This window comes from Streptomyces sp. NPDC050619 (assembly GCF_040654815.1).
Lineage (GTDB): Bacteria > Actinomycetota > Actinomycetes > Streptomycetales > Streptomycetaceae > Streptomyces.
In genome coordinates this window covers 167220-187435 of record NZ_JBFAIR010000021.1, presented here as the reverse complement: position 1 = coordinate 187435, position 20216 = coordinate 167220, and the positions used below count along the sequence as shown (strand labels likewise).

Here is a 20216-nt window from a genome sequence, read left to right as displayed (position 1 = left end):
ACGAGATCGGGGTTGTGCACCTCGACACCGGCCGGGGGCGCGATGTCGGCGGCGGTGACCAGACCCGGACCCTGCTTGCGCAGGTACATCACGACCGGCTCATCGTGCTCACTGCTCACGACCAGCTGCTTGATGTTGAGGATCAGGTCGGTGACGTCCTCCTTGACGCCCGGCACGGTGGTGAACTCGTGCAGCACGCCGTCGATCCGGATGCTGGTGACAGCCGCACCGGGGATCGACGACAGGAGGGTCCGGCGCAGGGAGTTGCCGAGGGTGTAACCGAAGCCCGGCTCCAGCGGCTCGATCACGAACCGGGAGCGGAATTCGTCAACGACCTCTTCGGTCAATGAGGGACGCTGAGCGATCAGCATGTTGCGTTCCTTCTGTCAGGGGCGCCCGCTATTTGACGCCCTGATGTTGTTACAAGGGTACGGGCGATACGGCCCCGAAGAGCCGTACCGCCCGGAAACCCAGAACTACCGGCCCCGCGTCAGACGCGGCGACGCTTGGGCGGACGGCAGCCGTTGTGCGGGGTGGGGGTGACGTCCTGGATGGAGCCCACCTCGAGGCCGGTCGCCTGGAGCGAACGGATGGCGGTCTCACGACCCGAACCCGGGCCCTTGACGAACACGTCCACCTTGCGCATGCCGTGCTCCTGCGCGCGGCGGGCGGCCGACTCGGCGGCCATCTGCGCGGCGAAGGGGGTCGACTTGCGCGAGCCCTTGAAGCCGACGTGGCCGGCGGAGGCCCAGGAGATCACGTTGCCCGAGGGGTCCGTGATCGAGACGATGGTGTTGTTGAACGTGCTCTTGATGTGCGCGTGGCCGTGAGCGACGTTCTTCTTTTCCTTGCGGCGCACCTTCTTGGCAGCGCCCTGACGACCCTTGGGGGGCATCTATTACTCCTACGGGAGGTGGTCGGTCCTGCAGCGAAGACCGCTGGACGAGCGTCCGCTGAGGACTACTTCTTGCCCGGCTTCTTCTTGCCGGCGATGGCGCGACGCGGGCCCTTGCGGGTGCGGGCGTTGGTGCTGGTGCGCTGACCGCGGACGGGCAGACCCCGGCGGTGCCGCAGACCCTGGTAGCAGCCGATCTCGACCTTGCGGCGGATGTCGGCCTGGATCTCGCGACGGAGGTCACCCTCGGTCTTGATGTTGTTGTCGACGTACTCGCGGATCGCGACGAGCTGCTCCTCGGAGAGGTCGCGAACACGAGTGTTCGGGTCCACGCCGGTCTCAGCCAGCGTCAGCTGCGAGAGGGTCCGGCCGATGCCGAACACGTAGGTGAGGGCGACCTCCACACGCTTTTCGCGCGGGATGTCGACACCGGAAACGCGTGCCATTCAATGGCTCCAGTTGATCTTCGGAGGTCTTCCACAGAACCAGCTCCCAGCCGCCGGCCTCTTCGTGCTGTTCAAAAGATGCACCCGAAGAGTTGGTACGGACTGGGTCCCCGGCCTCCGAACCGGGGGTATCAGACGGCACTCGCGCCGCCCGGGTCCTGCGTATGAACATGTTCAGCTCGCGTCGCGCGAAGTTCTGCGAATCGCAGAGGGTGGGTCGTGCGGTCAGCCCTGGCGCTGCTTGTGGCGCGGGTTCTCGCAGATGACCATGACCCGGCCGTGACGGCGGATCACCCTGCACTTGTCGCAGATCTTCTTGACGCTCGGCTTGACCTTCATGGGGTGAGGTTCTCCGGGTCAGTTGCCGGCCGCCCCGCTCGCACGGGACGTGGGCAAGATCTACTTGTATCGGTAGACGATCCGGCCACGCGTCAGGTCGTACGGAGACAGCTCCACCACGACCCGGTCGTCAGGGAGGATGCGGATGTAGTGCATACGCATCTTGCCGCTGATGTGTGCCAGGACCTGGTGGCCGTTCTGGAGCTCCACCTTGAACATGGCGTTCGGGAGAGACTCGACGACAGTGCCTTCGATCTCGATGGCACCTTGCTTCTTGGCCACGCTTCGCCCTTCGAATCGACTACCTTGATCGACTCCCTTGCGTCCCCGAGGGGCGCATGCGGACATGCGGGTGCACGAGAGCCGACGAGTCAGTCTACGTCAGGCGCACCCGGAAAGACGAATCGGGAGAGCCTGCCCCGGACGAGTGATCATTAAGCAAGAGGATCCGGCGCCGCCACAACCCCATGCTCCGCCAACTTCGCCCGACCCCCATCAGCAGCCGTCAACACCAACGGCCCCTCCTCCGTCAACGCGACCGAGTGCTCCCAGTGCGAGGACCACGTGCCGTCAGTCGTGATGACCGTCCAGTTGTCCTCGAGGACCTCGGTCTTCGGGGTGCCCAGGGAGACCATGGGCTCGATGGCGAGGCAGAAGCCGGGGACCAGCCTGGGGCCCTTGCCGCGGCGGCGGTCGACGTAGTTCAGCAGGTGCGGGTCCATGTGCATCTCGGTGCCGATGCCGTGACCGCCGTAGTCCTCGATGATGCCGTAGCGGCCGCCGCCGGGCTTCGGCTGGCGGCGGATGTACGTCTCGATGGCCCGGGAGACGTCCACGAGCCGGTGCCCCTGCTTCATGGCCGCGATACCGGCCCACATCGACTCCTCGGTCACCCGGGACAGCTCCATCAGCTCCGGAGCGTGGCCGGAGCCCACGAAGGCCGTGTAGGCGGCGTCACCGTGCCAGCCGTCGATGATCGCGCCGCAGTCGATGGAGATGATGTCCCCGTCCTTGAGGACGACCTCGTCGGAGGGGATCCCGTGCACGACGACCTCGTTCGCGGACGTGCAGATGGTCGCCGGGAAGCCGCCGTACCCGAGGAAGTTCGACTTGGCCCCGTGCTCCGCGAGCACCTTGCGCGCCACCTCGTCCAGGTCCTTCGTCGAGGCACCGGGCACGGCCGCCTCACGCGTCGCCGAGTGAATGGCCGCGACGACCAGCCCCGCCTCACGCATCTTGGCGATCTGCTCGGGGGTCTTGATCTGCACCATGATGGGTTGCGCCTCCTGGCCACTGGTATCGCGGCGCTCCAGGATACTCGTACGTACGGATGTGCACCCAACGGGCAAAGATGTCATGCCCGGCACAAGAAAGCTCCGGTTGGTACAGGCGTGTTGATCGCCTGTACCAACCGGAGCTTCAACGCTTAGCGGGGCTTACTAGCTTTCCCTGATGACCGGGGAGACCACGCAGGAGCCACCGCCGTTCCAGCACAGCACCATGTCATGGGGCGTCGTGCCGATGAGGTCGACCGACCTCTCGTCGCAGCCCGCGTCGCCACCATCGTCGATGGTGGCAATGGTGACGATTCGCCCGTCGGCTCTGAGCTGTCGCACCTGTCCCGTGACGCCATGATCGTCGACCCTGGTGTCACAGACGATGAAATTGTCCCCGTCGTCGATGTACGTCATGTAGCCACGGCTGTTCGGCAGCTGAATGCCGACATTGGCCGCCATGGCCGGAGACGACGCGACACCGAACATCACCGCAGCCGCTGCGCCGACCACGGCTCCGCGCTTGACTATGGTCCTCACCATCGAACAACCCCCCTCTTCACGGGTCGCGAACGACCCGACCCGATTACGGAGCGCTCGGTCGATGTAGCGCTCCGCAGTGATCGTCATGACCCTATCAATCGGGATCTTGGGCGTCCACACATATTCGAACTATCGGCAAGGCTCCCGCAAAGAAGCCCCCATCGTCCGTGGTGAACGACGGGGGCTTCTGTACGGAATATCGAACGCTGCTACTGGTCGGCCTCGCCACGCTGAAGCGCGCTCATGGCACGAGCCGTGACCTCTTCGACCTTACCCAGCGCGGAGATGGTGACGACCAGTCCCTGCGTCTTGTAGTAGTCGATGATCGGCTCGGTCTGCGTGTGGTAGACCTCCAGCCGCTTGCGGACAGTCTCCTCGGAGTCGTCGTCGCGCTGGTACAGCTCCCCGCCGCAGACGTCGCAGACGCCTTCCTTCGCCGGTGCCTTGTAGGACACGTGGAAGACGTGCGAGGAGTCGTTACGGCAGATGCGGCGGCCCGCGATCCGCCTGACGACCTCTTCCTCGGGCACCTCCAGGTCCAGCACCGCGTCCAGCTTCATGTCCTCGGACTGCAGCATCTCGTCGAGCGCCTCGGCCTGCGAGACGTTCCGCGGGAAGCCGTCGAGAAGGAAGCCGTTCTCAGCGTCCGGCTTCTCCATGCGGTCCTTGGCCATCGCGATCGTGACCTCGTCCGGCACCAGGTTGCCCGCGTCCATGTAGGACTTCGCGAGCTTGCCCAGATCCGTCTGCCGGCTGATGTTGGCGCGGAACAGGTCGCCCGTGGAGATGTGCGGGATCGACAGGTTACTGGCGAGATACGCGGCCTGCGTTCCCTTACCCGCGCCCGGCGGCCCGACGAGGACGATTCGCATCAGCGGAGGAACCCTTCGTAATTGCGCTGCTGGAGCTGGCTCTCGATCTGTTTCACCGTTTCGAGACCCACACCCACGATGATCAGGATGCTGGTCCCGCCGAACGGGAAGCTCTGGTTTGCATCGAACCCAGCCAACGCGATGGTCGGGACGAGAGCGATCAGCCCCAGATACAGCGAACCCGGCCAGGTGATCCGGTTGAGTACGTAGCTCAAATACTCAGCGGTCGGTCGGCCAGCCCGGATGCCCGGGATGAAGCCACCATACTTCTTCATGTTGTCGGCGACTTCCTCGGGGTTGAAGGAGATCGCAACGTAGAAGAAGGCGAAGAAGACGATCAGGAAGAAGTAGAGGGTGATGTGCGCTGGAGCGTCCGGTTGCGCGAGATTCTGTTCGATCCAGGTCTTCCAGCCGGCGTTTCCACCGGAGAACTGCGCGACCAATGCCGGGATATAAAGCAACGACGAGGCAAAGATCACAGGGATGACGCCCGCCTGGTTGACCTTCAGCGGAATGTACGTCGACGTGCCGCCGTAGGACCTGCGGCCGATCATTCGCTTCGCGTACTGCACCGGAATACGGCGCTGGGCCTGCTCAACCAGGACCACGAGGCCAATCATGATCAGGCCGACGGCGCACACGATGCCGAACTCGATCCAGCCTCCGGCCAGCGTGCCCTGCTTCTTGATGGCCCACAGCGCGGACGGGAAGGTCGCGGCGATCGAGATGAACATCAGGATCGACATGCCGTTGCCGATGCCGCGGTCGGTGATGAGCTCACCGAGCCACATGACGACGGCCGTACCGGCGGTCATGCAGATGACCATGACGATGGTGGTGAAGATCGCGCGGTCCGGGACGATCTGGCCGGCCACGGTGCAGCCCGAGAACAGGGCGCCGCTGCGGGCGGTGGCCACCAGGCCGGTGCCCTGAAGGATGGCGAGCGCCACGGTCAGGTAGCGGGTGTACTGCGTGATCTTCGCCGTACCGGCCTGGCCCTCCTTCTTGAGGGCTTCCAGGCGCGGGATCACCACGGTCAGCAGCTGAAGAATGATGCTCGCCGTGATGTACGGCATGATGCCCAGCGCGAAAATGGTGATCTGGAGCAGCGCGCCACCGCTGAACATGTTGACGAGACCGAACAGGCCCTGGTTGCCGGAGGCCTCGTCGACGCACTGCTGGACGGAGGTGTAGTCGACGCCCGGGATCGGCACGTGGGTACCGACCCGGTAGACCACGATGATGCCGAGCGTGAAGAGCAGCTTCTTGCGCAGGTCGGGCGTCTTGAACGCCCGGGCGAACGCGGTGAGCACGGTGCCTCCTGCGACCCCCGCGCAACTGCGTCAAGGGTGACGGTCTTGAGAGTCCAATGGAACAACGACTTAGCTAACGGTCAACTGCCGCTCAGAGTGCCCCATGTGAAGCACTCTGTGAAAGTGGGCAGTGCAGGCCACCCTACCGGCGACACCACCGCCCTTGGAACGACCAACCGGGGATACCCCTTTTGTGGGGCATCCCCGGTCGGGAGCGTTCAAGCCATCAAGACACCTGAGGGGATCAGATGAGCTCGGTGACGGTACCGCCGGCGGCGGTGATCTTCTCCTTGGCGGAGCCGGAGACGGCGTCGACCGTCACCTGAAGCGCCACGGAGATCTCGCCCTGGCCGAGGACCTTGACGAGGCTGTTCTTGCGAACGGCACCCCTGGCGACGAGCCCCTCGACGGTGACCTCGCCACCCTCCGGGTACAGCGCGCCCAGCTTGTCGAGGTTCACGACCTGGTACTCGGTCTTGAACGGGTTCTTGAAGCCCTTGAGCTTCGGGAGACGCATGTGGAGGGGCATCTGCCCGCCCTCGAAGCGCTCCGGAACCTGGTAGCGGGCCTTCGTGCCCTTGGTACCACGACCGGCCGTCTTGCCCTTGGACGCCTCACCACGACCGACACGGGTCTTGGCGGTCTTGGCACCCGGAGCGGGACGGAGGTTGTGGATCTTCAGCGGGTTGTTTTCCGCCATGATCAGTCGACCTCCTCGACCGTCACGAGGTGGCGGACGGTGTGCACCATGCCGCGGAACTCGGGGCGGTCCTCCTTGACGACCTGCGTGTTGATCCCCTTGAGACCAAGGGAACGCAGGGTGTCACGGTGGTTCTGCTTACTGCCGATGTACGACTTCGTCTGCGTGATCTTGAGCTGGGACATTACGCAGCACCAGCCCCGGCACGCGCACGCAGCAGAGCCGCGGGAGCGACGTCCTCGAGGGGCAGACCGCGGCGGGCCGCGATCTCCTCGGGACGCTGCAGGCCCTGGAGGGCCGCCACGGTCGCGTGCACGATGTTGATCGCGTTCGACGAGCCCAGCGACTTCGACAGGATGTCGTGCACGCCGGCGCACTCGAGCACGGCACGCACCGGACCACCGGCGATAACGCCGGTACCGGGGGAAGCAGGCTTGAGCAGGACGACGCCCGCGGCCTTCTCGCCCGTGATCGGGTGCGGGATGGTGCCCTGGATACGGGGGACCTTGAAGAAGTGCTTCTTGGCCTCCTCAACACCCTTGGCGATGGCGGCCGGCACCTCCTTGGCCTTGCCGTAACCGACACCCACGGTGCCGTCACCGTCGCCCACCACGACCAGCGCGGTGAAGCTGAAGCGACGACCACCCTTCACAACCTTGGCGACGCGGTTGATCGCGACAACGCGCTCAACGTACGCGGTCTTCTCGGCGGCAGCAGCGCCGCCGTCACGGCCCTTCCGGTCCCGCCGCTCGCCGCCACCGGCACCGCTTCCGCGGCGCTGGGGTCCAGCCATTGGATTACCTCTCTCTTTTTCCGCTAGCTGCGCAGCATCAATCAGTCACTGCGCGACGGGCGACTCAGAACTTGAGTCCGGCTTCGCGGGCGGCGTCCGCCAGAGCGGCGATGCGCCCGGCGTACTGGTTGCCACCACGGTCGAATACGACAGCCTCGACGCCCGCGGCCTTGGCGCGCTCGGCGACCAGGGCGCCGACCTGCTTGGCCTGCGTGGACTTGTCGCCCTCGGCACCGCGGATCGAGGTGTCCAGGGTGGACGCCGACGCAACGGTGTGACCCTTGAGGTCGTCGATGACCTGGGCCACGATGTGGCGGTTCGAGCGGGTCACCACCAGGCGGGGACGCTCAGCCGTACCGTTGACCTTCTTACGGATCCGGGTGTGGCGTCGCTTGATGGCAGCACGCTTGTAAGCGTCGCCCTTAGCGATCTTCGTACCGTATGCCATGGCTTACTTACCCGCCTTTCCGACCTTGCGTCGGATGACTTCGCCCTCGTACTTGACGCCCTTGGCCTTGTACGGGTCGGGCTTGCGCAGCTTGCGGATGTTGGCCGCAACCTCGCCGACCTTCTGCTTGTCGATGCCCTCGACCTGGAAGCGGGTCGGGTTCTCCACCTTGAAGGTGATTCCCTCGGGCGCCTCGACGGTGATCGGGTGGCTGTAGCCGAGCGCGAACTCGAGGTTCGAGCCCTTGGCCTGAACGCGGTAACCGACACCGCTGATTTCGAGCTTCTTCACGTAACCCTGGGTCACGCCGGTGATCATGTTCGCCACCAGCGTGCGGGACAGGCCGTGCAGGGCCTTGTTCTGACGCTCGTCGTTGGGGCGGGTGACGTTCAGCACGCCGTCCTCACCCTTGGCGATCTCGATCGGCGCCGCCACGGTGTGGGAGAGCGAGCCCTTGGGGCCCTTCACCGAAACCGTGCGGCCGTCGATGGTGACGTCCACGCCGGCGGGAACCGCGATGGGGAGCTTGCCGATGCGCGACATAGCTGTTTCCTCCGTTCCCTTCCGCTACCAGACGTAGGCGAGAACTTCTCCGCCTACGCCCTTCTTGCCGGCCTGCTTGTCGGTGAGAAGCCCGTGTGACGTGGAGATGATCGCCACGCCCAGGCCGCCGAGCACCTTCGGCAGGTTGGTGGACTTCGCGTACACCCGGAGACCGGGCTTGGAGATCCGCTTGATGCCCGCGATGGAGCGCTCACGGTTCGGGCCGAACTTCAGCTCGAGGACGAGGTTCTTGCCGACCTCGGCGTCCTCGGTCTTCCAGCCCGTGATGAAGCCCTCCTGCTGGAGGATCTCCGCGATGTGAGACTTGATCTTCGAGTGCGGCATCGCCACGGAGTCGTGGTATGCCGAGTTCGCGTTCCGCAGACGCGTAAGCATGTCTGCGATCGGATCAGTCATGGTCATGAATTGGCCTTCGGCCTCTCTCACCGGGGTTTCCTGGTGCGCCATCCCTCTCCCCGATCCGAGACGGGACGGGTGCGGCGCGGTGGACCTACGGCGTAGTAAGTCGTATGGGCGTCCAAGCGCCCAACCCTCCTAGCCTAAGCCATGGAGGGGTGGGCACCTGACACCGCCCTTTACTTACCGAGAGCTTCCGGAATCCCGAAGTACGGGATTACCAGGAGCTCTTGGTCACGCCCGGCAGCTCGCCACGGTGAGCCATCTCACGAAGGCACACGCGGCACAGGCCGAACTTGCGGTACACGGAGTGCGGACGGCCACAGCGCTGGCAGCGCGTGTAGCCACGTACACCGAACTTGGGCTTACGAGCAGCCTTGGCAATCAGAGCCTTCTTCGCCATCTCGCTTACGCCTCCTTGAAGGGGAAGCCGAGGTGACGAAGGAGCGCGCGGCCCTCAGCGTCGTTGGTCGCCGTGGTGACCACGGTGATGTCCATACCCCGGACGCGGTCGATCTTGTCCTGGTCGATCTCGTGGAACATGACCTGCTCCGTGAGACCGAAGGTGTAGTTGCCACGGCCGTCGAACTGCTTGGGGGACAGACCGCGGAAGTCGCGGATGCGCGGGAGCGCGAGCGACAGGGTGCGGTCCAGGAACTCCCACATGCGGTCGCCACGGAGCGTGACGTGGGCACCGATCGGCTGACCCTCGCGCAGCTTGAACTGCGCGATGGACTTGCGGGCCTTGGTGACGGCCGGCTTCTGACCGGTGATCGTGGTGAGGTCGCGGATGGCGCCCTCGATCAGCTTGGAGTCGCGGGCGGCGTCGCCCACACCCATGTTGACCACGATCTTGACGAGGCCGGGGATCTGCATGACGTTCTCGTACGAGAACTCCTCACGCAGCTTGCCCGCGATCTCCTCGCGGTACTTCAACTTGAGACGCGGAGCAGTGGTGGTAGCCATCAGATGTCCTCACCCGTCCGCTTGGCAACGCGGATCTTGTTGCCCTCGTCGTCGAAGCGGTAACCGACGCGGGTCACGACCTTGTTGCCGTCCTTCTCCACGACCAGCTGAACATTGCTGACGTGGACGGGGGCCTCAGTGGTCACGATCCCGCCGGCCTGCGAACCGCGAGCGGTCGGGCCGGCCTTGGTGTGCTTCTTGACCCGGTTGACACCCTCGACCAGGACGCGGTCCTCGCGCGGGTAAGCGGCAATGACCTTGCCCTGCTTGCCCTTGTCCTTGCCGGTGATGACCTGGACCAGGTCACCCTTCTTGATCTTCATGCTTACAGCACCTCCGGCGCGAGCGAGATGATCTTCATGAACTTCTTCTCGCGCAGCTCACGGCCGACGGGGCCGAAAATACGGGTGCCGCGAGGGTCGCCGTCGTTCTTCAGAATGACGGCGGCGTTCTCGTCGAAGCGGATGTACGAGCCGTCCGGACGGCGGCGCTCCTTGACGGTGCGAACGATGACCGCCTTGACGACGTCACCCTTCTTCACGTTGCCACCGGGGATCGCGTCCTTGACGGTGGCGACGATGACGTCACCGATGCCCGCGTAGCGGCGACCGGAGCCACCGAGCACACGGATGCAAAGGATCTCCTTCGCACCAGTGTTGTCGGCGACACGCAGTCGCGACTCCTGCTGGATCACGTCTATCTCCTGATTGTCTGCCGGTTCCCCAACGGGGTTGTCTCAACAACCCCGTCGGAGCCTGGCGGAACTGTCCTGCGAGGGTGCTCGCAGGAGATTTACTTGGCCTTCTCGAGGATCTCGACGATGCGCCAGCGCTTCGTGGCGGACAGCGGACGCGTCTCCATCAGGAGGACGCGGTCGCCGACGCCGGCAGCGTTCTGCTCGTCGTGGGCCTTGAGCTTGTTCGTACGGCGGATGACCTTGCCGTACAGCGCGTGCTTGACGCGGTCCTCGACGGCGACGACGACGGTCTTGTCCATCTTGTCGCTGACGACGAGACCCTCGCGGGTCTTGCGGAAGCCGCGGGCCTCTGCAGTCTGCTCAGTCACGTTGCTCTCACTCATCAGGCGCTCTCCACCGTCTCGATGCCCAGCTCGCGCTCACGCATCAGGGTGTAGATCCGCGCGATGTCCTTGCGGACGGCCTTGAGCCGCCCGTGGTTCTCGAGCTGGCCCGTCGCCGCCTGGAAGCGGAGGTTGAACAGCTCTTCCTTGGCTTCGCGAAGCTTCGCGAGAAGCTCCTCGTCACCCAGTTCGCGCAGCTCGGACGCCTTGGTACCGGCCGACATCACGCTTCACCTGCCTCGCGCTTGACGATCCGGCACTTCATCGGCAGCTTGTGCGCCGCACGAGTGAGGGCCTCACGCGCAATCTTCTCGTTGGGGTAGGACAGCTCGAACATGACCCGGCCCGGGTGCACGTTCGCGACCCACCACTCGGGAGAACCCTTACCGGAACCCATGCGGGTCTCGGCAGGCTTCTTCGTCAGCGGGCGGTCCGGGTAGATGTTGATCCAGACCTTGCCGCCACGCTTGATGTGGCGGGTCATCGCGATACGGGCCGCCTCGATCTGGCGGTTGGTCACGTACGCCGGCGTGAGGGCCTGGATGCCGTACTCGCCGAACGAGACCGTCGTACCGCCCTTGGCCTGACCACGACGCTTCGGGTGGTGCTGCTTGCGGTGCTTGACCCTACGGGGGATCAGCATGTCGGTCAGGCCTCCGTTCCAGAGCTCTCAGCCGGAGCGGCAGCCGGAGCCTCGGCCTTGGGGGCCTCGGCAGCGGGAGCCTGCTGCGGCTTGCGACCGCGACCGCCACGCTCGCCACCACGGCCACCACGGGCCGGGCGGTCGGCGCCGCCGCCACCACGGGCCGGGCGGTTGCCGGCGCGGGCTGCGGCGTTCTCGGCGCGGACCTCGGCGATGTTCTTGACGTCGCCCTTGTAGATCCAGACCTTCACACCGATGCGGCCGAAGGTCGTCTTGGCCTCGAAGAAGCCGTAGTCCACGTTCGCGCGGAGCGTGTGCAGGGGCACACGGCCCTCGCGGTAGAACTCCGAGCGGGACATCTCGGCGCCGCCGAGACGGCCACCGCACTGGATCTTGATGCCCTTGGCGCCGGCCTTCATCGTGCCCTGCATGCTCTTGCGCATGGCGCGACGGAAGGAGACGCGGGAGGACAGCTGCTCGGCGACGGCCTGGGCCACCAGCTGAGCGTCCGTCTCCGGGCTCTTGACCTCGAGGATGTTCAGCTGGACCTGCTTGCCGGTCAGCTTCTCCAGGTCGCCGCGGATACGGTCGGCCTCGGCGCCGCGGCGGCCGATGACGATGCCCGGACGCGCGGTGTGGATGTCGACGCGGACGCGGTCACGGGTGCGCTCGATCTCAACCTTCGAGATGCCGGCGCGCTCCATACCGGACGTCATCATCCGACGGATGGCGACGTCTTCCTTGACGTAGTCCTTGTACAGCTTGTCGGCGTACCAACGGGACTTGAAGTCCGTGGTGATGCCGAGCCGGAACCCATGCGGGTTAACCTTCTGGCCCATTACCGGGTTCCTTCCTTGCTGCTGACGACCACGGTGATGTGGCTGGTCCGCTTGCGGATCCGGTAGGCGCGGCCCTGGGCACGCGGTCGGAACCGCTTCAGGGTCGGGCCCTCGTCGACGTACGCCTCAGTGATGACGAGGCTGTCGGCGTCGGTGTGGTCGTAGTTGTGCGCGGCGTTGGCGATGGCGCTGTCCAGCACCTTGCCGACCGGCACGCTCGCGGCCTGCGGGGCGAAACGCAGGACCGCCTGAGCCTCCGTGGCGGCCATGCCACGGATGAGGTCCACCACGCGGCGGGCCTTCATGGGCGTGACGCGGATGTACCGCGCCTGGGCCCTGGCTTCCATGGTTGTCCCTTCGGTGTTAGTCATAGTCGATTCCACCCCGCCTAGCGGCGCTTCGACTTCCGGTCGTCCTTGACGTGACCCCGGAAGGTGCGCGTCGGCGAGAACTCGCCGAGCTTGTGGCCGACCATCGACTCGGTGACGAACACCGGGATGTGGGTCTTGCCGTTGTGCACCGCGATCGTGTGGCCCAGCATCGCCGGGACGATCATCGAGCGGCGGGACCAGGTCTTGATGACGTTCTTGGAACCGGATTCGTTCTGTACGTCCACCTTCTTGATCAGGTGGTCGTCGACGAAGGGCCCCTTCTTGAGACTGCGCGGCATCTAAACCCGCTCCTAGCGCTTCTTGTTCGTCTTGCGGCGGCGGACGATGTACTTGTTCGAAGCCTTCTTCGGCGAACGAGTACGACCCTCCTTCTGACCCCACGGGGAGACCGGGTGGCGACCACCGGAGGTCTTGCCCTCACCACCACCGTGCGGGTGGTCAACCGGGTTCATCGCCACACCGCGAACGGTCGGGCGGACGCCCAGCCAGCGCTTGCGGCCGGCCTTGCCCCAGTTGATGTTGGACTGCTCGGCGTTGCCGACCTCGCCGACGGTGGCGCGGCAGCGCGCGTCGACCAGGCGGATCTCACCGGACGGCATACGAAGGTGGGCCATCGTGCCCTCCTTCGCGAGCAGCTGCACGGAGGCACCGGCCGAGCGGGCGAACTTGGCACCGCCACCGGGACGGATCTCGATCGCGTGGATCGTGGTACCGACCGGGATGTTGCGGAGGGCCAGGTTGTTGCCCGGCTTGATGTCGGCCCCGGGACCGTTCTCCACCCGGTCGCCCTGCTGCAGGTTGCGCGGGGCGAGGATGTAGCGCTTCTCGCCGTCGGCGTAGTGCAGCAGCGCGATGCGCGCGGTGCGGTTGGGGTCGTACTCGATGTGCGCGACCTTCGCCGGCACGCCGTCCTTGTCGTGACGACGGAAGTCGATCACTCGGTAGGCGCGCTTGTGTCCGCCACCCTGGTGGCGAACGGTCACACGACCGGAACTGTTACGGCCGCCCTTGCTGTGCAGCGGGCGGACCAGCGACTTCTCCGGCGTGGACCGCGTGACCTCGACGAAGTCGGCGACGCTGGAGCCACGACGGCCCGGCGTAGTCGGCTTGTACTTGCGGATTCCCATTTCTCAGTCCTCGTCCGATATCGGACGATCCGGACCTCCGTCAGGAGGTCGGACCGCCGAAGATGTCGATACGGTCGCCCTCAGCGAGGGTCACGATGGCGCGCTTGCTGTCCGCACGCTTGCCGAAGCCCGTCTTGGTCCGCTTGCGCTTGCCCTGACGGTTGATCGTGTTGACCCCGGTGACCTTGACCGAGAAGACCGCCTGGACGGCCTGCTTGATCTGGGTCTTGTTGGCACGCGGGTCGACGACGAAGGTGTACTTGCCCTCGTCGAGAAGCGCGTAGCTCTTCTCGGAGACGACCGGCTTGAGCAGCACGTCACGGGGGTCCGTGAAGGACTTGCTCAGCGGCGTCTCGACGGTGTTCTTGCCCTCGGCGGCGTGGCGACGCGCCTTGGCGACGCGCGCGGCCTTGGCGGCCTTGGCCGCCTTGGAGGCGATGCTCGGGTGACGCGTAGCCATCAGGCTTCGCTCCCTTCGGTGTCGGCGTTCCGCTCTGCGGCGGGCGCGCCAGACACGAAGGACTCGAACGCGGCCTGGGTGAAGACCACGTCGTCCGAGACGAGAACGTCGTACGTGTTCAGCTGGCCCGGCTCCAGGATGTGGACCTGGGGCAGGTTGCGGGCGGACAGCCACGCGGCCTCGTCGGCACGGTCGATGACCAGGAGCAGGTTCTTGCGCTCCGAGATCTTGCCGAACAGCGACTTCGCGGCCTTCGTCGACGGGCTCTCGCCCTCGATGAGGCCGGAGACGACGTGGATGCGGTTGTGGCGGGCCCGGTCGGTGAGGGCGTGGCGCAGGGCCGCGGCCTTCATCTTCTTGGGGGTCCGCTGCGAGTAGTCACGCGGCACGGGACCGTGCACGACGCCACCACCGGCGAACTGCGGCGCGCGGGTCGAACCCTGACGGGCGCGACCGGTGCCCTTCTGGCGGTACGGCTTCTTGCCGCCACCACGGACTTCACCGCGGGTCTTGGTCTTGTGCGTGCCCTGGCGGGCAGCGGCCAGCTGTGCGACGACGACCTGGTGGATCAGCGGAATGCTGATCTTCTCGACGTCGAAGATCTCCGCGGGGAGCTCGACGGAACCGGCCTTGTCGCCCGCCGGCGAAAGGATGTCAACAGTGCTCATTACCTCAGGCCCCCTTGGCCGCGGTGCGGACCAGGACGAGGCCGCCGTTCGGACCGGGAACCGCGCCCTTGATGAGCAGCAGACCCTTCTCCGCGTCAACGGCGTGGACGGTCAGGTTCTGGGTGGTGACCCGCTCGTTGCCCATACGACCCGCCATGCGGAGGCCCTTGAACACACGACCCGGGGTGGCGCAGCCGCCGATGGAGCCGGGCGAGCGGTGCTTGCGCTGGGTGCCGTGTCCGGCGCCGAGGCCCTTGAAGTTGTGACGCTTCATGACACCGGCGAAGCCCTTGCCCTTGCTCTTGCCGGTCACGTCGACCTTCACGCCGGCCTCGAACACCTCAGCGGTGATCTCCTGGCCGAGCGTGTACTCGGAGGCGTCCGCGGTGCGGATCTCGACGAGGTGACGACGGGGAGTGACATCGGCCTTGGAGAAGTGGCCCTTGAGGGGCTTGTTCACCTTGCGCGGGTCGATCTCGCCGAAGGCGATCTGGACCGACTCGTAGCCGTCGGAGTCATTCGTACGGACCTGGGTCACGACGTTCGGGCCCGCCTTGACGACGGTGACCGGGACGACACGGTTGTTCGCGTCCCACACCTGCGTCATGCCGAGCTTCTCGCCCAGGATGCCCTTGATCTGCTTAGCCATCTCTCAGATCACCGGCCTCAGAGCTTGATCTCGATGTCGACACCGGCCGGCAGGTCGAGTCGCATCAGAGAGTCAACGGTCTTGGGGGTCGGGTCGAGGATGTCGATCAGACGCTTGTGCGTGCGCATCTCGAAGTGCTCGCGCGAGTCCTTGTACTTGTGCGGCGACTTGATGACGCAGTACACGTTCTTCTCAGTGGGCAGCGGCACCGGGCCCGCGACCGACGCACCAGTACGCGTCACCGTCTCGACGATCTTCTTCGCCGAGGAATCGATGACCTCGTGGTCGTAGGCCTTGAGCCGGATGCGGATCTTCTGTCCCGCCATGGCTACTAGTAGTCCTGTCTCTCGTAACGCTCTGGAACCCGGTGTTCCAGCCTTTTGTCCGACCCACGCGGTCGGGCGTGTCGCTCTTCCACTGACACAGATGTCCCTTGCTTCGAACATCCCTGCAGGGAATGAACACGGCCCTTCCGGAACCGCAGACCGAGGCCGGCTGCGTCAAACCAACTGACGCGGGGCCACCGGGTGCCTGGCCGGCGCCGCACCAACGCTTCCCGAAAGATTCCCGTACGTCCGCTCCAGCGCTGCCGTGTGGCAGTTGGGGCGACGAGTACTGTGGGACTCGCTTCCGGTTCTCCCGGCGGGAGACGCGCAGCATCGACACTCGACCGAGCAACTCGGACAGTCTGCCATATGGGGCAGGGGCAACGCCAATCGAGCCGGAGACCATACCCCGAGGGTGACGCAGGTCAAACAGGGGATCGGTACGCGGCTCCCCGGGATTCCGGCTCTTCGGTGGGTGCCACTCGGACGAGTCCTTCCTTCGAGCGGCCCGCGCAGCAATCGGCCCAGCTGAACGCGCAGGTCACGTGGGGTGTGGCATGTGGTGGGAGGTGACCACCGCATTCAAGGAGCACAACATGAGCCTTGATTCCCCTGACGCCACGGCGGCGGCGATCCCTCCGACAGCCACCCCGACAGCCACTCGGCACATAGCCCGCCGGTCCGCGCAGACCACCTGCGTGCTCCCCGAGCCCCCGGACGACGAGGAGAAGTACTCCTACGTCAGACGTCACCTCTGGGTACTCACGGCCGCCTCGCTCATCAGCATGAGCTGTCTCGTGCTCAGCCAGTTCAGGCTGATCCAGTCGTCACCGTGGCTGATCGTCCTGCTGCCGTTCCTGGGCTTCACCGTCCTCTATTACGTCACCTCGCTACGGGTGAACGCCTTCACCGCCGACTTCGACCTGAAGGCCCACCGCCGGCTGGTCCAGGACTGGCGCCCGAAGGCGTACCCCACGGTCGCGGTCTTCCTGCCGGTGTGCGGGGAGCCCGCCGACGTCCTGCGGAACACCTGGACACATGTACGCCGGCTCGCCGACCGCTACCCCGGCAAGGCCACCCCTTATGTACTCGACGACTCCGCCAACCCGGAGCTCGCCGCCCTGGCCGAGGAATTCGGCTTCGTCTACGGGAGCCGGCCCAACCGCGGCTGGTACAAGAAAGCCGGCAACCTCCATTACGGGCTGAGCATCTCCGACGAGGAGTACGTCCTCATCCTCGACGCCGACTTCGCCCCCCGCGCTGATCTGCTGGACGAACTGCTGCCGTACATGGAGCGTGACCCGAACACCGGCATCGTCCAGTCGCCGCAGTATTTCCGCGTCCTCGACCGGCAGACGTGGATCGAGCGCGGTGCGGGCTCCGTCCAGGAGCTCTTCTACCGGGCGGTCCAGCTCTCCCGTCAGCGCCATGGTGGCGCCATCTGTGTGGGCAGCTGCGCGGTGTACCGACGAACAGCACTGGAGGCCAACGGCGGTACGACGCTGATCGAGCACTCGGAGGACGTGCACACGGGCTTCGACCTGCGTCGCCTGGGCTGGGACCTGCGCTATGTGCCGATCCCCCTCGCCACCGGCAACTGTCCCGACAACGTGAGCGCCTTCTATCACCAGCAATACCGCTGGTGCTCGGGTTCCATGAGCCTGCTGGGAAGCAGGAAGTTCTGGTCCACCAAACTCAGGCTCACCACCCGGCTCTGCTATTTTTCCGGTTTCTTCTATTACATCCACACGGCGCTCTTCACCTTCGTGGCACCGCTGATCCCGATCGTCCTGCTGGTGGCCATGCCCGAAAAGATCAAGGTCGAGTACATGCTGCTCGTCCTTCCCAGCGTCATCTACACGGCGCTGATCTTCCCGTGGTGGCACAGGTGCCCATATCGGCTCGAAGCCTGGGCCGTGCGCCTGATGTACGGCTGGGCGCACGCGTTCGCCATCTGGGACGTCGTATGCGGCAGGCGCCAGCCCTGGCGACCCACTGGCTCCGCGGCCGCCGGCCGGAACACGAACACGCGCTTCTGGATCGGCGTGTGGGGCTGGAGTGGCGGTACAGCTCTGGTGTGGGTGAGCGCCGCGATCTGGCGAACACTCACCCTGTACCCGCCGGATTTCGGCCTGGTCCTGGCCTGCGGCCTGTTCTACGCCGTGATCGTGGTCCGCATCCTCGTCCCGGCCCGGACCACCTCCGAAGCACCCGTTCCTGCCGCTCTCGCCCGCAGGAAGCTGCGGAGGAAGCTGATGGAGCCCGCCAAGAATCTCGGGGGGCTCAGCTGAGCTCGGCCTGGAGCACTCTGTCCGCGTTCTTACCGGCACGGTCGGTGGTGATCCACAGCTTGTTCTGGCCCGGCACCCTCTCCGCAAGGCGCATACGGCCGTATGTATGGGTGTAGAAGGCGACGGGGGTGCCGACGGTTGTACCGGTGACCGGAATACGCCACAGCCGCTGGCCGCGCAGCGCGGCGACGTACAGGGCGCCGTGGGCGTAGGTGAGGCCGCTCGGCACGCCCTCGGCGGGACGCCACTGATGCTTCGGGTTGGTCATGCCGGCGACGGAGCAGGCGCCCTCGCAGATGGGCCAGCCGTAGTTCGTCCCCGGCCGGATGAGGTTGACCTCGTCGTACGCCTTCTCCCCGATCTCGGTCTCCCACAGCCGGCCCTGTGCGTCCCAGGTGATGCCCTGGGGGTTGCGGTGGCCGTAGGAGTAGACGAGGTTGCCGAAGGGGTTGCCCGGCGCCGGTTTGCCGTCCGTGGTCATACGCAGGATCTTGCCGTTGAGGGAGTTCCTGTCCTGCGCGTCGCCGGGTGTCCAGGCGTCGCCGGTGGTGGCGTACAAGTAGCCGTCCGGGCCGAACTTGATCCGGCCGCCGTTCTTCCCACCCTTCTTGATGCCGGTGACGAGCGTCTTGTACCCGCTGAGTCTGGAGCCGTCGTAGGTCATCCGCGCGATCCGGTTGCCCTGCGTGGTCGCGTGGTAGACGTAGATGAAGTGGTCGCGGCTCCAGTTGGGCGACACGGTGATGCTGCGCAGACCACTCTCGGGCTTGGTGTTCACGGTGTTCGGCACGGTCCCGACCTTGGTCTTGACTCCGGACCGGGTGAGCCTGAAGACCTGGAACGAGTCGCGCTCATTGATCAGCGCGGAGCCATCGGGCAACCAGCTCAGTCCCCAAGGAATGTTCCACCCGGACGAGATGGACCCGATGGCTGAGGGGACCCTGGCGACGGGATCGGACGGGACCGGCACAGCATGGCCGGTCGTCGTCAGCGAAACCAGCAGTCCAGCGGCGGCGGTTACGGCTGCCACGGCGCGGACGGTGACTCTGCGACGGAGCTTGACGGTGTGCACTGGCGCATCCTCCTGGAAGCAGTTGATGCCCGGTGTCAGCCGAGCTCGACCTGGAGCACCCGGTCCGCGTTCTTACCGGCCCGGTCCGTGGTGATCCACAGGGCGCTCCTGCCCGGGACCTTCACCACGTCCCGCAACCGGCCGAAGCCGTTGGTGTAGTACGCGACCGGGGTGCCGGTGCTGGTGCCGGTGAGCGGAATACGCCACAGCCGCTGGCCCTTGAGGGCGGCGACGTACAGGGCGCCGTCGGCGTAGGCCATGCCGCTGGGCACGCCTCCATCGGCGGAGCGCCACTGATACCTGGGGTTGGTCATGCCGGCTGCGGAGCAGGCGCCCTCGCAGGCGGGCCACCCATAGTTCTTGCCGGGCTTGACGAGGTTCAGCTCGTCGTACCTGTCCTCGCCGATCTCCGTCTCCCACAGCCGGCCCTGATCGTCCCAGGCGAGGCCTTGCGGGTTGCGGTGGCCATAGGAGTAGACGAGGTTGCCGAAGGGGTTGCCCGGCGCCGGCTTTCCCGCCTTGGTCATGCGCAGGATCTTGCCGTTCAGGGAGTACTTGTCCTGGGCGGAGCTGCTGCCGTCTCCGTCGCCGGTGGTGGCGTACAGGTAGCCGTCCGGGCCGAACTTGATACGGCCACCGTCGTGCAAACCGCTCTTGATGCCGCTGACGAGTGTTTTGTGGCCGGTGAGCTTGGAGCCGTCGAACGTCAGCCGAACGATTCGGCTGCCCTCCTTCGCCGCGTGGTAGACGAAGACGTGGTGATCCTGACGCCAGTTGGGGGACACGGCGATCCCGAGCAGATGATCCCCGCCGTTGGCGGCGGCGATCCTCGGCTCGGCGGTGGCCTTGGTCCTGGCACCGGACTGGGCGACCCTGAAGACGTCCAGAGCGTCCCGTTCGTTGATCAGCGCCGAACCGTCCGGCAGCCAGCTCACACCCCAGGGGAAGTTCCACCCGGACGAGATGGTCCTGATGGCCGAGGGTGCCTTGGCCACGGGGACGGACGGGACGGGCGCCGCATTGCTGGTCGCGGTCAACGGAACCAGCAGTCCGGCAGCGGCGGACAGGGCGGCCGCGGCGCGGAACGCGGCTCTCCGGCGGGACTTGACGGTGTACACAG

Annotated in this window: 32 protein-coding genes and 1 pseudogene; 1 reads left to right on the top strand and 32 read right to left on the bottom strand. The window is 65.8% G+C overall.

Going from position 1 to position 20216, the window contains the following annotated elements:
- The 30 genes and pseudogenes from AB0I77_RS31380 to rpsJ all read right to left on the bottom strand — a co-directional run.
- Positions 1-371: pseudogene (locus AB0I77_RS31380) on the bottom strand (DNA-directed RNA polymerase subunit alpha); the annotation flags it as partial.
- A gap of 119 nt (positions 372-490) precedes the next feature.
- Positions 491-895 carry a 30S ribosomal protein S11 gene (rpsK, locus tag AB0I77_RS31375; protein WP_003956432.1) on the bottom strand — a complete coding sequence of 135 codons (405 nt, stop codon included), beginning with the start codon at positions 893-895 and terminating at the stop codon, positions 491-493.
- 65 nt (positions 896-960) lie between these two features.
- On the bottom strand, positions 961-1341 hold the full coding sequence (rpsM, locus tag AB0I77_RS31370) for a 30S ribosomal protein S13 (protein ID WP_171143562.1): 381 nt from the start codon (positions 1339-1341) through the stop codon (positions 961-963).
- A 225-nt stretch (positions 1342-1566) separates the two neighbouring features.
- Complete coding sequence (rpmJ, locus tag AB0I77_RS31365; protein WP_003998809.1) at positions 1567-1680, bottom strand: 50S ribosomal protein L36; 114 nt, start codon at positions 1678-1680, stop codon at positions 1567-1569.
- Positions 1681-1740: 60 nt separating this feature from the next.
- Positions 1741-1962, bottom strand: a complete 222-nt coding sequence (gene infA / locus AB0I77_RS31360; RefSeq protein ID WP_003948620.1) for a translation initiation factor IF-1 — start codon at positions 1960-1962, stop codon at positions 1741-1743.
- Positions 1963-2114: 152 nt separating this feature from the next.
- The gene (gene map, locus AB0I77_RS31355; RefSeq protein WP_363286089.1) at positions 2115-2951 is read right to left on the bottom strand and encodes a type I methionyl aminopeptidase; all 837 of its coding nucleotides are present in this window, start codon (positions 2949-2951) and stop codon (positions 2115-2117) included.
- Positions 2952-3119: 168 nt separating this feature from the next.
- On the bottom strand, positions 3120-3584 hold the full coding sequence (locus tag AB0I77_RS31350) for a hypothetical protein (RefSeq protein ID WP_363286088.1): 465 nt from the start codon (positions 3582-3584) through the stop codon (positions 3120-3122).
- 122 nt (positions 3585-3706) lie between these two features.
- The gene (locus AB0I77_RS31345) at positions 3707-4369 is read right to left on the bottom strand and encodes an adenylate kinase (protein WP_363286087.1); all 663 of its coding nucleotides are present in this window, start codon (positions 4367-4369) and stop codon (positions 3707-3709) included.
- Positions 4369-5682 carry a preprotein translocase subunit SecY gene (gene secY, locus AB0I77_RS31340; protein WP_363286086.1) on the bottom strand — a complete coding sequence of 438 codons (1314 nt, stop codon included), beginning with the start codon at positions 5680-5682 and terminating at the stop codon, positions 4369-4371. Before secY ends, AB0I77_RS31345 begins: the two co-directional genes overlap by 1 nt.
- Before the next feature lie 244 nt (positions 5683-5926).
- Entirely contained in the window at positions 5927-6382 is a 456-nt protein-coding gene (gene rplO, locus AB0I77_RS31335; protein ID WP_363286085.1) for a 50S ribosomal protein L15, read from the bottom strand.
- A gap of 2 nt (positions 6383-6384) precedes the next feature.
- Positions 6385-6567 carry a 50S ribosomal protein L30 gene (gene rpmD, locus AB0I77_RS31330; RefSeq protein ID WP_363286084.1) on the bottom strand — a complete coding sequence of 61 codons (183 nt, stop codon included), beginning with the start codon at positions 6565-6567 and terminating at the stop codon, positions 6385-6387.
- Positions 6567-7175: a 30S ribosomal protein S5 gene (gene rpsE / locus AB0I77_RS31325; RefSeq protein WP_363286083.1), complete on the bottom strand. Its 609-nt coding sequence runs from the start codon at positions 7173-7175 to the stop codon at positions 6567-6569. The genes rpmD and rpsE overlap by 1 nt, the downstream gene beginning before the upstream one ends.
- 64 nt (positions 7176-7239) lie before the next feature.
- A complete protein-coding gene (gene rplR, locus AB0I77_RS31320; protein ID WP_363286082.1) occupies positions 7240-7623 on the bottom strand; it encodes a 50S ribosomal protein L18 in 384 nt (127 codons plus the stop codon).
- A gap of 3 nt (positions 7624-7626) precedes the next feature.
- Positions 7627-8166 (bottom strand): 50S ribosomal protein L6, encoded by a 540-nt coding sequence (gene rplF / locus AB0I77_RS31315; protein WP_363286081.1) that lies wholly within the window; start codon positions 8164-8166, stop codon positions 7627-7629.
- A gap of 24 nt (positions 8167-8190) precedes the next feature.
- Complete coding sequence (gene rpsH, locus AB0I77_RS31310; protein ID WP_030831671.1) at positions 8191-8589, bottom strand: 30S ribosomal protein S8; 399 nt, start codon at positions 8587-8589, stop codon at positions 8191-8193.
- A 211-nt stretch (positions 8590-8800) separates the two neighbouring features.
- Positions 8801-8986 carry a type Z 30S ribosomal protein S14 gene (locus AB0I77_RS31305; protein ID WP_003948630.1) on the bottom strand — a complete coding sequence of 62 codons (186 nt, stop codon included), beginning with the start codon at positions 8984-8986 and terminating at the stop codon, positions 8801-8803.
- A gap of 5 nt (positions 8987-8991) precedes the next feature.
- Positions 8992-9549, bottom strand: coding sequence for a 50S ribosomal protein L5 (rplE, locus tag AB0I77_RS31300; RefSeq protein WP_363286080.1), 558 nt, complete (start codon positions 9547-9549; stop codon positions 8992-8994).
- Positions 9549-9872, bottom strand: coding sequence for a 50S ribosomal protein L24 (gene rplX, locus AB0I77_RS31295; RefSeq protein ID WP_030967306.1), 324 nt, complete (start codon positions 9870-9872; stop codon positions 9549-9551). The genes rplE and rplX overlap by 1 nt, the downstream gene beginning before the upstream one ends.
- Positions 9873-9874: 2 nt before the next feature.
- Positions 9875-10243, bottom strand: a complete 369-nt coding sequence (gene rplN / locus AB0I77_RS31290) for a 50S ribosomal protein L14 (RefSeq protein ID WP_003998823.1) — start codon at positions 10241-10243, stop codon at positions 9875-9877.
- 98 nt (positions 10244-10341) lie between these two features.
- On the bottom strand, positions 10342-10629 hold the full coding sequence (rpsQ, locus tag AB0I77_RS31285) for a 30S ribosomal protein S17 (RefSeq protein WP_053753927.1): 288 nt from the start codon (positions 10627-10629) through the stop codon (positions 10342-10344).
- A complete protein-coding gene (rpmC, locus tag AB0I77_RS31280) occupies positions 10629-10853 on the bottom strand; it encodes a 50S ribosomal protein L29 (protein WP_003998824.1) in 225 nt (74 codons plus the stop codon). Before rpmC ends, rpsQ begins: the two co-directional genes overlap by 1 nt.
- Complete coding sequence (rplP, locus tag AB0I77_RS31275; protein ID WP_363286079.1) at positions 10853-11272, bottom strand: 50S ribosomal protein L16; 420 nt, start codon at positions 11270-11272, stop codon at positions 10853-10855. Before rplP ends, rpmC begins: the two co-directional genes overlap by 1 nt.
- 5 nt (positions 11273-11277) lie before the next feature.
- Complete coding sequence (rpsC, locus tag AB0I77_RS31270) at positions 11278-12111, bottom strand: 30S ribosomal protein S3 (RefSeq protein ID WP_363286078.1); 834 nt, start codon at positions 12109-12111, stop codon at positions 11278-11280.
- Positions 12111-12458 carry a 50S ribosomal protein L22 gene (gene rplV / locus AB0I77_RS31265; RefSeq protein WP_363286099.1) on the bottom strand — a complete coding sequence of 116 codons (348 nt, stop codon included), beginning with the start codon at positions 12456-12458 and terminating at the stop codon, positions 12111-12113. Before rplV ends, rpsC begins: the two co-directional genes overlap by 1 nt.
- 41 nt (positions 12459-12499) lie before the next feature.
- Positions 12500-12781: a 30S ribosomal protein S19 gene (gene rpsS, locus AB0I77_RS31260; RefSeq protein ID WP_165261518.1), complete on the bottom strand. Its 282-nt coding sequence runs from the start codon at positions 12779-12781 to the stop codon at positions 12500-12502.
- A 12-nt stretch (positions 12782-12793) separates the two neighbouring features.
- Entirely contained in the window at positions 12794-13630 is an 837-nt protein-coding gene (gene rplB / locus AB0I77_RS31255) for a 50S ribosomal protein L2 (protein ID WP_363286077.1), read from the bottom strand.
- Positions 13631-13670: 40 nt separating this feature from the next.
- A complete protein-coding gene (rplW, locus tag AB0I77_RS31250) occupies positions 13671-14090 on the bottom strand; it encodes a 50S ribosomal protein L23 (protein ID WP_363286076.1) in 420 nt (139 codons plus the stop codon).
- Complete coding sequence (rplD, locus tag AB0I77_RS31245; protein ID WP_363286075.1) at positions 14090-14758, bottom strand: 50S ribosomal protein L4; 669 nt, start codon at positions 14756-14758, stop codon at positions 14090-14092. The genes rplW and rplD overlap by 1 nt, the downstream gene beginning before the upstream one ends.
- 4 nt (positions 14759-14762) lie before the next feature.
- Positions 14763-15407, bottom strand: coding sequence for a 50S ribosomal protein L3 (gene rplC, locus AB0I77_RS31240; RefSeq protein ID WP_363286074.1), 645 nt, complete (start codon positions 15405-15407; stop codon positions 14763-14765).
- Between the two features lie 17 nt (positions 15408-15424).
- Positions 15425-15733 carry a 30S ribosomal protein S10 gene (gene rpsJ, locus AB0I77_RS31235; RefSeq protein ID WP_003948644.1) on the bottom strand — a complete coding sequence of 103 codons (309 nt, stop codon included), beginning with the start codon at positions 15731-15733 and terminating at the stop codon, positions 15425-15427.
- Between the two features lie 785 nt (positions 15734-16518).
- Here rpsJ and AB0I77_RS31230 point away from each other — a divergent pair.
- Complete coding sequence (locus AB0I77_RS31230; RefSeq protein ID WP_363286098.1) at positions 16519-18024, top strand: glycosyltransferase family 2 protein; 1506 nt, start codon at positions 16519-16521, stop codon at positions 18022-18024.
- On the opposite strand, the gene AB0I77_RS31225 is transcribed toward AB0I77_RS31230, so the two are convergent.
- Positions 18017-19054: a PQQ-dependent sugar dehydrogenase gene (locus AB0I77_RS31225; protein ID WP_363286073.1), complete on the bottom strand. Its 1038-nt coding sequence runs from the start codon at positions 19052-19054 to the stop codon at positions 18017-18019. The genes AB0I77_RS31230 and AB0I77_RS31225 overlap by 8 nt on opposite strands.
- A 77-nt stretch (positions 19055-19131) precedes the next feature.
- Positions 19132-20214 carry a PQQ-dependent sugar dehydrogenase gene (locus tag AB0I77_RS31220; protein WP_363286072.1) on the bottom strand — a complete coding sequence of 361 codons (1083 nt, stop codon included), beginning with the start codon at positions 20212-20214 and terminating at the stop codon, positions 19132-19134.
- Between the last annotated feature and the right edge of the window lie 2 nt (positions 20215-20216).

Excerpts from the sequence above, each read along its gene's own strand:
- rpsS (WP_165261518.1), bottom strand. The coding sequence starts at position 12,781 with ATGCCGCGCAGTCTCAAGAAGGGGCCCTTCGTCGACGACCACCTGATC.
- rpsJ (WP_003948644.1), bottom strand. The coding sequence starts at position 15,733 with ATGGCGGGACAGAAGATCCGCATCCGGCTCAAGGCCTACGACCACGAG.
- AB0I77_RS31350 (WP_363286088.1), bottom strand. The coding sequence starts at position 3,584 with ATGACGATCACTGCGGAGCGCTACATCGACCGAGCGCTCCGTAATCGG.
- rplV (WP_363286099.1), bottom strand. The coding sequence starts at position 12,458 with ATGGAAGCCAGGGCCCAGGCGCGGTACATCCGCGTCACGCCCATGAAG.
- rplW (WP_363286076.1), bottom strand. The coding sequence starts at position 14,090 with ATGGCTACGCGTCACCCGAGCATCGCCTCCAAGGCGGCCAAGGCCGCC.
- rpmD (WP_363286084.1), bottom strand. The coding sequence starts at position 6,567 with ATGTCCCAGCTCAAGATCACGCAGACGAAGTCGTACATCGGCAGTAAG.
- rpmC (WP_003998824.1), bottom strand. The coding sequence starts at position 10,853 with ATGTCGGCCGGTACCAAGGCGTCCGAGCTGCGCGAACTGGGTGACGAG.
- rpsM (WP_171143562.1), bottom strand. The coding sequence starts at position 1,341 with ATGGCACGCGTTTCCGGTGTCGACATCCCGCGCGAAAAGCGTGTGGAG.
- rpsH (WP_030831671.1), bottom strand. The coding sequence starts at position 8,589 with ATGACCATGACTGATCCGATCGCAGACATGCTTACGCGTCTGCGGAAC.
- rplD (WP_363286075.1), bottom strand. The coding sequence starts at position 14,758 with ATGAGCACTGTTGACATCCTTTCGCCGGCGGGCGACAAGGCCGGTTCC.
- map (WP_363286089.1), bottom strand. The coding sequence starts at position 2,951 with ATGGTGCAGATCAAGACCCCCGAGCAGATCGCCAAGATGCGTGAGGCG.
- rplC (WP_363286074.1), bottom strand. The coding sequence starts at position 15,407 with ATGGCTAAGCAGATCAAGGGCATCCTGGGCGAGAAGCTCGGCATGACG.
- rplP (WP_363286079.1), bottom strand. The coding sequence starts at position 11,272 with ATGCTGATCCCCCGTAGGGTCAAGCACCGCAAGCAGCACCACCCGAAG.
- rplX (WP_030967306.1), bottom strand. The coding sequence starts at position 9,872 with ATGAAGATCAAGAAGGGTGACCTGGTCCAGGTCATCACCGGCAAGGAC.
- rplB (WP_363286077.1), bottom strand. The coding sequence starts at position 13,630 with ATGGGAATCCGCAAGTACAAGCCGACTACGCCGGGCCGTCGTGGCTCC.
- AB0I77_RS31305 (WP_003948630.1), bottom strand. The coding sequence starts at position 8,986 with ATGGCGAAGAAGGCTCTGATTGCCAAGGCTGCTCGTAAGCCCAAGTTC.
- AB0I77_RS31345 (WP_363286087.1), bottom strand. The coding sequence starts at position 4,369 with ATGCGAATCGTCCTCGTCGGGCCGCCGGGCGCGGGTAAGGGAACGCAG.
- rpmJ (WP_003998809.1), bottom strand. The coding sequence starts at position 1,680 with ATGAAGGTCAAGCCGAGCGTCAAGAAGATCTGCGACAAGTGCAGGGTG.
- AB0I77_RS31230 (WP_363286098.1), top strand. The coding sequence starts at position 16,519 with ATGAGCTGTCTCGTGCTCAGCCAGTTCAGGCTGATCCAGTCGTCACCG.
- rplO (WP_363286085.1), bottom strand. The coding sequence starts at position 6,382 with ATGGCGGAAAACAACCCGCTGAAGATCCACAACCTCCGTCCCGCTCCG.
- rpsE (WP_363286083.1), bottom strand. The coding sequence starts at position 7,175 with ATGGCTGGACCCCAGCGCCGCGGAAGCGGTGCCGGTGGCGGCGAGCGG.
- rpsQ (WP_053753927.1), bottom strand. The coding sequence starts at position 10,629 with ATGAGTGAGAGCAACGTGACTGAGCAGACTGCAGAGGCCCGCGGCTTC.
- rplR (WP_363286082.1), bottom strand. The coding sequence starts at position 7,623 with ATGGCATACGGTACGAAGATCGCTAAGGGCGACGCTTACAAGCGTGCT.
- rplF (WP_363286081.1), bottom strand. The coding sequence starts at position 8,166 with ATGTCGCGCATCGGCAAGCTCCCCATCGCGGTTCCCGCCGGCGTGGAC.
- rplE (WP_363286080.1), bottom strand. The coding sequence starts at position 9,549 with ATGGCTACCACCACTGCTCCGCGTCTCAAGTTGAAGTACCGCGAGGAG.
- rpsK (WP_003956432.1), bottom strand. The coding sequence starts at position 895 with ATGCCCCCCAAGGGTCGTCAGGGCGCTGCCAAGAAGGTGCGCCGCAAG.
- rpsC (WP_363286078.1), bottom strand. The coding sequence starts at position 12,111 with ATGGGCCAGAAGGTTAACCCGCATGGGTTCCGGCTCGGCATCACCACG.